Consider the following 11,845-nt stretch of genomic DNA (forward strand, 5'->3'; position numbering starts at 1 on the left):
TCCGACTTGTCAGGCGGATAAGGCTTTTGCTCGTATCAGGTGGTTGTGCTGAGTTACCTGATGCGACGCCGATAATTCTCATCATCGCTACAACATGACCTCGCTATTTACATCGCGATACTCTTTTGGCGTTGTGTCATATGCTTTTTTAAAAACAGAGTAGAAATATTGCAGCGATGGATAACCGCACATTTGCGATATCTCGTTAATTGACAAGGTAGTAGAAATCAGCAGGCTGCGCGCTTTCTCCAGCTTTTCGGCATGAATCATGGCGTGAATGGTTTCGCCCACCTCTTCTTTAAAACGCTTCTCAAGATTGGAGCGTGATATGCCCACCGCATCCAGTACCTGATCCACTTTAATCCCTTTACAGGCGTGATTACGAATGTAATGCATGGCCTGAATAACGGCGGGATCGGTCAGCGAGCGGTAATCTGTTGAGCGCCGTTCAATGACGCGAACTGGTGGGACCAAAATCCGCTGTAGCGGCATTTCTTCTTTATCTAATAATCGATGCAACAGTTTTGCCGCCTGATAGCCCATTTGCCGCGCGCCCTGAGCGACCGAAGAAAGGGCGACACGCGACAGATAGCGGGTCAGTTCTTCGTTATCGATGCCAATCACGCATAATTTTTCCGGTACGGGGATGTGTAGATGTTCACATACTTGCAGAATATGCCGCGCCCGGGCGTCAGTAACGGCAATAATCCCGGTTTGCGGTGGCAGCGTTTGTAGCCAGTCTGCCAGCCGATTTTGCGCGTGTTGCCAGTTCTCTGGCGCGGTTTCTAACCCCTGATAAACCACTCCGCGATACTTTTCTTCGGCGACAAGCTGACGAAATGCATATTCGCGTTCAGTGGCCCAACGTTTACCGCTTGATTCCGGAAGACCATAAAAAGCAAAGCGGTTAACGCCTTTCTCTTTTAAATGCAAAAATGCGCTTTCAACCAGCGCATAGTTATCGGTGGCAATGTAATGAACGGGTGGGTAACTTTCGGCAAGGTGATACGAGCCACCAACCCCAACAATGGGGACGTCGACATCAGCCAGCGCTTGCTCGATTTGTTTGTCGTCGAAGTCGGCAATGACGCCATCTCCTAACCAGTCCTTGATTTTATCAATGCGGGCGCGGAAATCTTCTTCAATGAAAATATCCCATTCCGATTGTGACGCCTGTAAATATTCCCCTACGCCTTCTACTACCTGCCGGTCATAGGCTTTATTGGCATTGAACAGTAATGTGATGCGGTGACGTTTAGTAAACATGGTTCTTTTCCTGCTGAATCATGCAAAAACTCAAAACCGGTAATACGTTACCGGCTTTGAGAAAATTTTTATCAAAATCAAGAACGGCGTTTGGTTGCGGAGTCCATCCATACAGCCAGCAACAGAATCGCACCTTTAACGATATACTGCCAGAAGGTCGGTACATCCATCATACTCATGCCGTTATCCAGTGAAGCCATGATGAATGCCCCCATTACCGCTCCAGCCACGCTCCCGACGCCGCCTGCCAGACTGGTGCCGCCAATCACACATGCTGCAATTGCGTCCAGTTCGGCGATATTTCCCGCAGAAGGTGAACCAGCGCCGAGTCGAGAACTGAGGATTAATCCGGCGATGGCTACCATTAATCCGTTAATAGCGAACACGGCAAGTTTGGTGCGTTCAACGTTAATCCCGGAGAGACGTGCCGCTTCCAGATTGCCGCCGATGGCATAAATGCGTCGTCCAAATGCCGTCCGCGTTGCCATAAACATTCCGCCGAGTAACAGCAACGTCAGCAGCAGAACAGGAGTGGGAACACCACGGTAATCATTCAATAGCCAGATTGCGCCTAATACGATGATAGCGGTTAAAGCCTGGCGACCGACTACTGCGGTAGAGGCCGGAGACTGCAAACCCAAAGCCTGACGGCGCATTCTTCCGCGCCATTGCCAGCCAACAAAAGCCATTAAGCCAAGCGTGCCAATGATGAAGCCGGTGCTGGCAGGTAGATAGCTTTGCCCAATTTGTGACATCGCGGCGCTGGTGGGGGAAACAGTCGTGCCGTTGGTGATGCCAATGAGTATGCCACGAAATGCCAACATGCCCGCGAGGGTGACAATAAATGAAGGGACTTTGCGGTACGCGACCCACCATCCGTTCCAGGCTCCGAGAAGCAGTCCCAGAACCAACGTCACAATGATGGTAAGTGGCAAAGGCCAGCCTAGCCAGACGTCACAAATCGCCGCGACGCCACCTAACAGCCCCATCATTGAGCCGACGGAAAGGTCGATTTCAGCAGAAATTATGACGAACACCATTCCTACCGCGAGGATGCCGGTAATCGCGGTTTGGCGTAACAGGTTGGAGACGTTACGGGCGCTTAAGTAGGCACCATCGGTGGTCCAGGTAAAGAACAGCATGATTGCGATGATAGCTGCAATCATCACGAAGACCTGCAAATTCAGTGATTTCAGCCCGGAAAAGCCACCGGATGTCGGTACGGCTAATTTCACTTCAGACGGATTGCTTTTCGACATGATGTTCGCTCCTCAATGCGGCTTCCATCACCTGCTCCTGAGTCAGGTTATGATTTATCAGGTTGGCTTTTAGTTTCCCTTCATGCATCACCAGTACACGATCGCTAAGGCCGAGCACTTCAGGTAATTCGGAAGAGATGACAATAACGGCAATACCCTGCTGGACGAGTTGGTTAATTAATTTGTAGATCTCGTATTTCGCGCCAATATCGATACCCCTGGTGGGTTCATCAAGAATGAGAATGCGCGGGTTAAGTAACAGACAGCGAGCGAGGATCGCTTTTTGCTGATTGCCGCCGCTCAAACGTCCAATAGCAAGGTCGGGGGACGACGTTTTAACTTTGAGTTGCTGGATTGATTCCAGAATACATTTTTGCTCTGCCGCGTCATCAAGCTGGCTAATGCCACCGGTAAATTTTTTGAGTGCGGCGAGGGTAATATTTTTACCAACCGCCATTACCGGAACGATGCCGTCGCGCTTTCTGTCTTCGGGTACCATCGCAATCCCCTGGGCGATGGCTTGCTGACAGTTACGAATATCTACCTGTTTGCCATCAATATAAATTTTCCCTTCCCATTGTCCGGGCCACACACCAAACAGGCACTGAATAGTCTCGGTACGTCCGGCACCAACGAGTCCGGCGATACCCAGTATTTCGCCACGTTTCAGGGAAAACGAGACATCATTAACTCGTTTAATATGACGATTAACCGGATGCCATGCCGTCAGATGTTCAATACGTAATATTTCATCTCCGGTGGTATGTGGTTCATTAGGGTAAAGCGCGGTTAACTCTCGCCCGACCATCATGGTGATAATATCGTCTTCACTCATTCCAGCAGCATCACGCGTGCCAATGTGCTGACCGTCGCGAATAACGCAAATCGTATCGGAAATCGCTTTGACTTCGTTGAGTTTGTGCGAAATATAAATACAGGCGATACCGTGCTGTTGTAGATCGCGAATAATATCCAGTAAAACCGACGTTTCCTGCTCAGTTAATGAGGCTGTCGGCTCATCGAGAATTAACAAACGCACCTGTTTATTAAGTGCCTTGGCAATTTCAACCAGTTGTTGTTGCCCAAGTCCTAAATCGCCAACGCGGGTATCAGGTGAAATGGATAAACTGACCTGTGCGAGCAGCTTCTGACAGCGTAGCGTCATCAGGTCATAATCCATAATGCCATTATGGGTTATTTCGTTACCCAGGAAGATATTTTCCAGCACGGTCAGTTCTTTCACCAGCGCCAATTCCTGGTGAATAATGGCGATACCTTTGCGTTCGGTATCGCGGATGTGACTCGCCTGAATCTCTTCTCCCGCAAAAATAATTTCGCCTTCGTAGGAATCATGGGGATAAATACCACACAGCACTTTCATCAGCGTTGATTTACCTGACCCATTTTCCCCACAGAGTGAGACGATTTCGCCAGCATTCAACCGCAAGCTGACGTTATCAATCGCCTTCACACTGCCGAAGGTTTTGGTAATATTTTTCATTTCAAGTAGATAAGGCATAACGACTCCACCTAAGCCAATTAATTCACGCGGCATGGAGAGAAATCACGCCCCCGCTCCGCGCCGGGGCGTAACGCTTACAGCTCGCTCTCTTTGTGGAATCCGTCTTTAACTACCGTATCTTTGATGTTGTTTTTATTCACATCGATCGGTGTCAGCAGGCGGGAGGGAACATCTTTCAGGCCATTATTCAGTGTGGTATCCGCTTTTGGCTCCTGACCATTGCCCAACTCAACGGCAATTTCTGCGGCAGTATTTGCCAACAATGTAATAGGTTTATACACCGTCATAGTTTGCGTACCGGCAGCAATACGTTTAATACCTGCAAGATCCGCATCCTGGCCGGAAATTGCTACTTTCCCTGATAAACCTTGCGCGCTTAATGCCTGAATTGCCCCTCCTGCGGTGGCATCATTTGAGGCAACTACAGCATCAATTTTGTTATTATTGGCGGTTAGCGCGTTTTCCATAATTTTCAATGCGTTTTCCGGTAACCAGCCATCAACCCATTGGTCACCAACGACTTTAATTTTTCCGGAATCAACATAAGGTTTTAATACTTTCATTTGCCCGGCGCGGAACAGCTTGGCGTTGTTATCTACCGGCGAGCCGCCCATCAGGAAGTAATTACCTTGCGGAACAATATCTACCAGGGCTTTTGCCTGCAGTTCACCGACTTTTTCGTTATCGAAAGAAATATAAAAATCGATATCCGCATCGTTAATCATACGGTCGTAAGCTAATACTTTAATACCTTCTTGTTTGGCTTCTTTTACAACGTTACTTAATACCTGACCGTTATAAGGAATAATGACAAGAACATCGACACCCCGGTTAATCATGTTTTCAATCTGCGACATTTGTGTTTCTTCATTGCCATTTGCAGACTGTACAAATACTTTCGCGCCGAGAGATTCTGCTTTTTTCACAAAAATATCTCGATCTTTTTGCCAGCGTTCAAGACGGAGATCATCAATCGCCATACCTATTTTGACTTCTTTGGCGTGTGCCGCAACGTTGGTAAGCAGAAGTGAGGTGCAAAGGGTGAGTAGAATGTTCTTTATTTTCATGGTGTAGGGCCTTCTGTAGTTAGAGGACAGCTTTAATAAGTAACAATCACCGCGATAAACGTAACCAATTTTTAGCAACTAAACAGGGGAAAACAATTACAGATTTTTATCTTTCGATTACGATTTTTGGTTTATTTCTTGATTTATGACCGAGATCTTACTTTTGTTGCGCAATTGTACTTATTGCATTTTTCTCTTTGAGGAATTACCCAGTTTCATCATCCCATTTTATTTTGCGAGCGAGCGCACACTTGTGAATTATCTCAATAGCAGTGTGAAATAACATAATTGAGCAACTGAAAGGGAGTGCCCAATATTACGACATCATCCATCACCCGCGGCATTACCTGATTATGGAGTTCAATATGCAAGCCTATTTTGACCAGCTCGATCGCGTTCGTTATGAAGGCTCAAAATCCTCAAACCCGTTAGCATTCCGTCACTACAATCCCGACGAACTGGTGTTGGGCAAGCGTATGGAAGAGCACTTGCGTTTTGCCGCCTGCTACTGGCACACCTTCTGCTGGAACGGGGCGGATATGTTTGGTGTGGGGGCGTTTAATCGTCCGTGGCAGCAGCCTGGTGAGGCACTGGCGTTGGCGAAGCGTAAAGCAGATGTCGCATTTGAGTTTTTCCACAAGTTACATGTGCCATTTTATTGCTTCCACGATGTGGATGTTTCCCCTGAGGGCGCGTCGTTAAAAGAGTACATCAATAATTTTGCGCAAATGGTTGATGTCCTGGCAGGCAAGCAAGAAGAGAGCGGCGTGAAGCTGCTGTGGGGAACCGCTAACTGCTTTACAAACCCTCGTTATGGCGCGGGTGCGGCGACGAACCCAGATCCTGAAGTCTTCAGTTGGGCGGCAACGCAAGTTGTTACAGCGATGGAAGCAACCCATAAATTGGGCGGTGAAAACTATGTCCTGTGGGGCGGTCGTGAAGGTTACGAAACGCTGTTAAATACCGACTTGCGTCAGGAGCGTGAACAGTTGGGCCGCTTTATGCAGATGGTGGTTGAGCATAAACATAAAATCGGTTTCCAGGGCACGTTGCTTATCGAACCGAAACCGCAAGAACCGACAAAACATCAATATGATTACGATGCTGCGACGGTCTATGGCTTCCTGAAACAGTTTGGTCTGGAAAAAGAGATTAAACTGAACATTGAAGCTAACCACGCGACGCTGGCAGGTCACTCTTTCCATCATGAAATAGCCACCGCCATTGCGCTTGGCCTGTTCGGTTCTGTCGACGCCAACCGTGGCGATGCGCAACTGGGCTGGGACACCGACCAGTTCCCGAACAGTGTGGAAGAGAATGCGCTGGTGATGTATGAAATTCTCAAAGCAGGCGGTTTCACCACCGGTGGTCTGAACTTCGATGCCAAAGTACGTCGTCAAAGTACTGATAAATATGATCTGTTTTACGGTCATATCGGCGCGATGGATACAATGGCGTTGGCGCTGAAAATTGCAGCGCGCATGATTGAAGATGGCGAGCTGGATAAACGCATCGCGCAGCGTTATTCCGGCTGGAATAGTGAATTAGGCCAGCAAATCCTGAAAGGCCAAATGTCACTGGCAGATTTAGCCAAATATGCTCAGGAACATAATTTGTCTCCGGTGCATCAGAGTGGTCGCCAGGAGCAACTGGAAAATCTGGTAAATCATTATCTGTTCGACAAATAACGGCTAACTGTGCAGTCCGTTGGCCCGGTTATCAGTAGCTATACCGGGCATTTTTTTAAGGAACGATCGATATGTATATCGGGATAGATCTTGGCACCTCGGGCGTAAAAGTTATTTTGCTCAACGAGCAGGGTGAGGTGGTTGCTGCGCAAACGGAAAAGCTGACCGTTTCGCGCCCGCATCCACTCTGGTCGGAACAAGACCCGGAACAGTGGTGGCAGGCAACTGATCGCGCAATGCAAGCTCTGGGCGTTCAGCATTCTCTGCAAGACGTTAAAGCATTAGGTATTGCCGGACAGATGCACGGTGCAACCTTACTGGATGCTCAGCAACGGGTGTTACGCCCTGCCATTTTGTGGAACGACGGGCGCTGTGCGCAAGAGTGCACTTTGCTGGAAGCGCGAGTTCCGCAATCGCGGGTGATTACCGGCAACCTGATGATGCCCGGATTTACTGCGCCTAAATTGCTATGGGTTCAGCGGCATGAGCCGGAGATATTCCGTCAAATCGATAAAGTATTATTACCGAAAGATTACTTGCGTCTGCGTATGACGGGGGAGTTTGCCAGCGATATGTCTGACGCAGCTGGCACTATGTGGCTGGATGTCGCAAAGCGTGACTGGAGCGATCTCATGCTGCAGGCTTGCCACTTATCTCGTGACCAGATGCCCGCATTATACGAAGGCAGCGAAATTACTGGTGCTTTGTTACCTGAAGTTGCGAAAGCGTGGGGTATGGCGGCGGTGCCAGTTATCGCAGGCGGTGGCGACAATGCAGCTGGTGCGGTTGGTGTGGGAATGGTTGATGCTAATCAGGCAATGTTATCGCTGGGGACGTCGGGGGTCTATTTTGCTGTCAGCGAAGGGGTCTTAAGCAAGCCAGAAAGCGCCGTACATAGCTTTTGCCATGCGTTACCGCAACGTTGGCATTTAATGTCTGTAATGCTGAGTGCGGCTTCGTGTCTGGATTGGGCCGCGAAATTAACCGGCCTGAGCAATGTCCCTGCTTTAATCACTGCAGCTCGACAGGCTGATGAAAGTGCCGAGCCAGTTTGGTTTCTGCCTTATCTTTCCGGCGAGCGTACACCACACAATAATCCCCAGGCGAAAGGGGTTTTCTTTGGTTTGACTCATCAACATGGCCCCAATGAACTGGCGCGAGCAGTGCTGGAAGGCGTGGGTTATGCGCTGGCAGATGGCATGGATGTCGTGCATGCCTGCGGCATTAAACCGCAAAGTGTTACGTTGATTGGTGGCGGGGCGCGTAGTGAGTACTGGCGTCAAATGCTGGCGGACATCAGCGGTCAGCAACTGGATTACCGCACGGGTGGCGATGTGGGGCCAGCACTGGGCGCAGCAAGGCTGGCGCAGATTGCGGCGAATCCAGAGAAATCGCTCATTGAGTTGTTGCCGCAACTACCATTAGAACAGTCGCATCTACCAGATGCGCAGCGTTATGCCGCTTATCAGCCACGACGAGAAACGTTCCGTCGCCTCTATCAGCAACTTCTGCCATTAATGGCGTAAACGTTATCCCCTGCCTGACCGGGTGGGGGATAATTCACATCTATATATCTCAGTAATTAATTAATATTTAGTATGAATTTATTCTGAAAATCATTTGTTAATGGCATTTTTCAGTTTTGTCTTTCGTTGGTTACTCGTAATGTATCGCTGGTAGATATGGAGATCGTTATGAAAACCTCAAAGACTGTGGCAAAACTATTATTTGTTGTCGGGGCGCTGGTTTATCTGGTTGGGCTATGGATCTCATGCCCATTGTTAAGTGGAAAAGGTTATTTTCTTGGCGTGTTAATGACGGCAACTTTTGGCAACTATGCATATCTTCGCGCAGAAAAACTTGGGCAACTGGATGATTTTTTTATCCACGTCTGTCAGTTGGTAGCGTTAATCACTATCGGTCTCTTGTTTATCGGTGTTTTAAACGCACCTATCAATGCTTATGAAATGGTGATCTATCCCATCGCCTTTTTTGTCTGCTTGTTTGGTCAAATGCGTTTGTTTCGCTCGGCATGAGCAACATAAAGTTCTTACACATTCAGGAATGAAAGGAATACTGTGATGGACAACAAAATATCAACCTATTCTCCGGCATTTAGTATTGTTTCATGGGTAGCCCTTATTGGCGGTATTGTTACCTATCTGTTAGGACTATGGAATGCAGAGATGCAGTTAAATGAAAAAGGGTATTATTTTGCCGTACTGGTATTAGGTTTGTTTTCCGCGGCGTCTTATCAAAAGACCGTTCGGGACAAGTATGAAGGCATACCTACCACCCCCATTTATTATATGACTTGCCTGACGGTCTTTATTATCTCTGTTGCGTTGTTGCTGGTAGGTCTATGGAATGCAACGTTATTACTCAGCGAAAAAGGCTTTTATGGGCTGGCTTTCTTCTTAAGCTTGTTTGGTGCAGTAGCGGTGCAGAAGAATATTCGTGATGCCGGAATAAACCCACCAAAAGAAACACAGGTTACCCAGGAAGAATACAGCGAATAATTCACATAAGCCCGGTTAGTCCAATGTAACCGGGCTTTTACTAACTCACTAATCTGTTTCTGTCGATTCGTTGTACCAGCATAGAAAGTAACAAACTCGCTGCCAACGTCGCGCAAAAGATCCAAATAATATCGAGTATTGGCCAGTTTTTAAGCTCAATCCCCCGGGTGCGCAGTGCATGGATAATCAATGCATGGAACCCGTATATACCTAACGAATGGCGGGAGATTAAGCCAAGTCCGCAAATGGTACGCGTATACAGCGTGTTTTTAACCAGAGTCAATAACGCGATTGCGCAGATAAAAACCATCGGCCCACAGTAAAGATACCAGGTATCGGCAAAATTTCCGCGCCACTGTAATTCATATAATGTCCCGCGAGAGATAATAAAAACCCCCGTCGCAAACAGTGCGGCGCTCACCCACGACAGTGCTTTATGCTGTGTGTCCATCATCCCTATAGCGCGGCCCAACATGCCATAAAGGATGTAGTAAAAAGTATCGCCATTGATATATAAGTTAATTGGCAGCCATTCAAAACCGTCGATTTCCTGCGGCACAGTATTTGGGTTAGCGATGATACCAATCACCACCATTAGCACCAGCAACATTTTTCCGCCGACGTTCTTCACCTGAATCAGCGGTGAAACCAGATAAATCACTGCAATCGCGAAGAAAAACCATAAATGGTAAAACACTGGCTTTTGCAGCAGGTTTTTCAGCGCTAACTCCACATTGATGGAGGTAAACAGCGCAATGTAGAGCAGCGCGATTGCGCTATAAAAAAACAGGCATAAGCCGATACGCAAGAAATGGCGCGACTGGGCGCTGCGTTCGCCAAAAAAGAGATAGCCGGAAATCATGAAAAATAGCGGCACGCTGACACGAGAGGCAGAATTCAGAACATTGGCGATATCCCAGGTGATGGGGCTAACACTATGAGCATTGGTCACATACCAGGTAGTGGTGTGAATCATCACCACCATTAAACACGCTATCCCTCGCAGGTTATCAATCCAGTAAATTTTGGGCTGCATCTGTGTCTCTGTATCTGGTTAAAAAAAGTCTGACCGATAAATCATTCAGTTGGCGCACTGGAATAATCTGAGTTTTATCACTACAGCTTATAGAGGCTTAAGGAAATTCGTAAGATATCAGCCACTATACCGATATAAATAATAAGACTCACCTGCAAACCAGACGGTAATTTAATGATGATGAACGCTTTCTTTCCGGCAATGGCGCTTATTGTGCTAGTGGGTTGTTCTACACCGCCACCCGTGCAGAAAGCACAACGGGTAAAGGTTGATCCTCTGCGTTCGTTGAATATGGAAGCGTTATGCAAGGATCAGGCGGCAAAACGTTATAACACCGGCGAGCAAAAAATCGACGTCACCGCCTTCGAACAGTTCCAGGGAAGCTATGAAATGCGCGGTTATACCTTCCGGAAAGAGCAGTTTGTCTGTTCTTTTGACGCGGATGGCCATTTTTTGCATCTTTCCATGCGTTAAGCCCTGCTTTTTCCCGTTTCGTACTGTATATCTTCCATCCAGCGGGTATACTGATCCCTTCCTTTAAATCCACACGTATCCAGCACGAAATAATATGCAAAAGTTTGATACCAGGACCTTCCAGGGCTTGATCCTGACCTTACAGGATTACTGGGCTCGCCAGGGCTGCACCATTGTTCAACCATTGGACATGGAAGTCGGCGCGGGAACCTCTCACCCAATGACCTGTCTGCGCGCGCTGGGGCCAGAACCGATGGCGGCTGCTTATGTTCAGCCTTCTCGTCGCCCGACCGATGGTCGCTACGGCGAAAACCCCAACCGTTTACAGCACTACTATCAGTTCCAGGTGGTCATTAAGCCATCGCCGGACAATATTCAGGAGCTGTACCTCGGTTCTCTGAAAGAGCTGGGCATGGACCCGACCATCCACGACATCCGTTTCGTGGAAGATAACTGGGAAAACCCGACGCTGGGTGCCTGGGGGCTGGGCTGGGAAGTGTGGCTAAACGGCATGGAAGTGACGCAGTTCACTTACTTCCAGCAGGTTGGTGGTCTGGAATGTAAACCGGTTACCGGTGAGATCACCTACGGTCTGGAACGTCTGGCCATGTACATTCAGGGCGTAGACAGCGTTTACGACCTGGTCTGGAGCGACGGCCCGCTGGGTAAAACCACCTACGGCGACGTGTTCCATCAGAACGAAGTGGAGCAGTCCACTTACAACTTCGAATACGCGGATGTGGACTTCCTGTTCACCTGCTTCGAGCAGTACGAGAAAGAAGCGCAGCAGCTGCTGGCGCTGGAAAATCCGCTGCCGCTGCCAGCCTACGAGCGTATTCTGAAAGCCGCCCACAGCTTCAACCTGCTGGATGCGCGTAAAGCCATCTCCGTCACCGAGCGTCAGCGCTATATTCTGCGCATTCGCACCCTGACCAAAGCAGTGGCAGAAGCATACTACGCTTCCCGTGAAGCCCTCGGCTTCCCGATGTGCAACAAAGATAAGTAAGAGGCGGC

The 11,845-nt window shown here is 48.5% G+C and carries 11 protein-coding genes; 6 read left to right on the plus strand and 5 right to left on the minus strand.

Annotated features, from left to right (window positions below):
* Nucleotides 1-87 precede the first annotated feature (87 nt).
* The 4 genes from xylR to xylF all read right to left on the minus strand — a co-directional run bounded on the left by xylR (nt 88) and on the right by xylF (nt 5,114).
* Nucleotides 88-1,266 carry a D-xylose utilization transcriptional activator XylR gene (xylR, locus tag ACJHYO_RS12965; RefSeq protein ID WP_000494484.1) on the minus strand — a complete coding sequence of 393 codons (1,179 nt, stop codon included), beginning with the start codon at nt 1,264-1,266 and terminating at the stop codon, nt 88-90.
* A 77-nt stretch (nt 1,267-1,343) separates the two neighbouring features.
* A complete protein-coding gene (gene xylH, locus ACJHYO_RS12970) occupies nt 1,344-2,525 on the minus strand; it encodes a xylose ABC transporter permease XylH (protein ID WP_000045989.1) in 1,182 nt (393 codons plus the stop codon).
* On the minus strand, nt 2,503-4,044 hold the full coding sequence (xylG, locus tag ACJHYO_RS12975) for a D-xylose ABC transporter ATP-binding protein (RefSeq protein WP_410232482.1): 1,542 nt from the start codon (nt 4,042-4,044) through the stop codon (nt 2,503-2,505). The genes xylH and xylG overlap by 23 nt, the downstream gene beginning before the upstream one ends.
* A gap of 77 nt (nt 4,045-4,121) precedes the next feature.
* The gene (gene xylF / locus ACJHYO_RS12980) at nt 4,122-5,114 is read right to left on the minus strand and encodes a D-xylose ABC transporter substrate-binding protein (RefSeq protein WP_001296518.1); all 993 of its coding nucleotides are present in this window, start codon (nt 5,112-5,114) and stop codon (nt 4,122-4,124) included.
* 365 nt (nt 5,115-5,479) lie between these two features.
* Here xylF and xylA point away from each other — a divergent pair, with 365 nt between their 5' ends.
* The 4 genes from xylA to yiaA all read left to right on the plus strand — a co-directional run bounded on the left by xylA (nt 5,480) and on the right by yiaA (nt 9,321).
* Nucleotides 5,480-6,802: a xylose isomerase gene (gene xylA, locus ACJHYO_RS12985; RefSeq protein ID WP_001149592.1), complete on the plus strand. Its 1,323-nt coding sequence runs from the start codon at nt 5,480-5,482 to the stop codon at nt 6,800-6,802.
* Between the two features lie 71 nt (nt 6,803-6,873).
* Nucleotides 6,874-8,328, plus strand: a complete 1,455-nt coding sequence (gene xylB / locus ACJHYO_RS12990) for a xylulokinase (protein WP_085455592.1) — start codon at nt 6,874-6,876, stop codon at nt 8,326-8,328.
* Between the two features lie 168 nt (nt 8,329-8,496).
* A complete protein-coding gene (gene yiaB / locus ACJHYO_RS12995) occupies nt 8,497-8,838 on the plus strand; it encodes an inner membrane protein YiaB (RefSeq protein WP_001296517.1) in 342 nt (113 codons plus the stop codon).
* A 45-nt stretch (nt 8,839-8,883) separates the two neighbouring features.
* A complete protein-coding gene (gene yiaA / locus ACJHYO_RS13000) occupies nt 8,884-9,321 on the plus strand; it encodes an inner membrane protein YiaA (RefSeq protein ID WP_001296516.1) in 438 nt (145 codons plus the stop codon).
* A gap of 40 nt (nt 9,322-9,361) precedes the next feature.
* Here yiaA and wecH read toward each other — a convergent pair whose 3' ends face one another.
* Nucleotides 9,362-10,357, minus strand: a complete 996-nt coding sequence (gene wecH, locus ACJHYO_RS13005) for an O-acetyltransferase WecH (RefSeq protein ID WP_021560082.1) — start codon at nt 10,355-10,357, stop codon at nt 9,362-9,364.
* Between the two features lie 174 nt (nt 10,358-10,531).
* On the opposite strand from wecH, the gene ACJHYO_RS13010 reads away from it, so the two are divergent.
* Nucleotides 10,532-10,831, plus strand: coding sequence for a YsaB family lipoprotein (locus ACJHYO_RS13010; protein WP_000980102.1), 300 nt, complete (start codon nt 10,532-10,534; stop codon nt 10,829-10,831).
* Nucleotides 10,832-10,925: 94 nt separating this feature from the next.
* The gene (gene glyQ, locus ACJHYO_RS13015) at nt 10,926-11,837 is read left to right on the plus strand and encodes a glycine--tRNA ligase subunit alpha (protein ID WP_001168544.1); all 912 of its coding nucleotides are present in this window, start codon (nt 10,926-10,928) and stop codon (nt 11,835-11,837) included.
* Nucleotides 11,838-11,845 lie beyond the last annotated feature (8 nt).

It is taken from the genome of Escherichia sp. WS1118 (assembly GCF_046487695.1).
GTDB lineage: Bacteria > Pseudomonadota > Gammaproteobacteria > Enterobacterales > Enterobacteriaceae > Escherichia > Escherichia coli.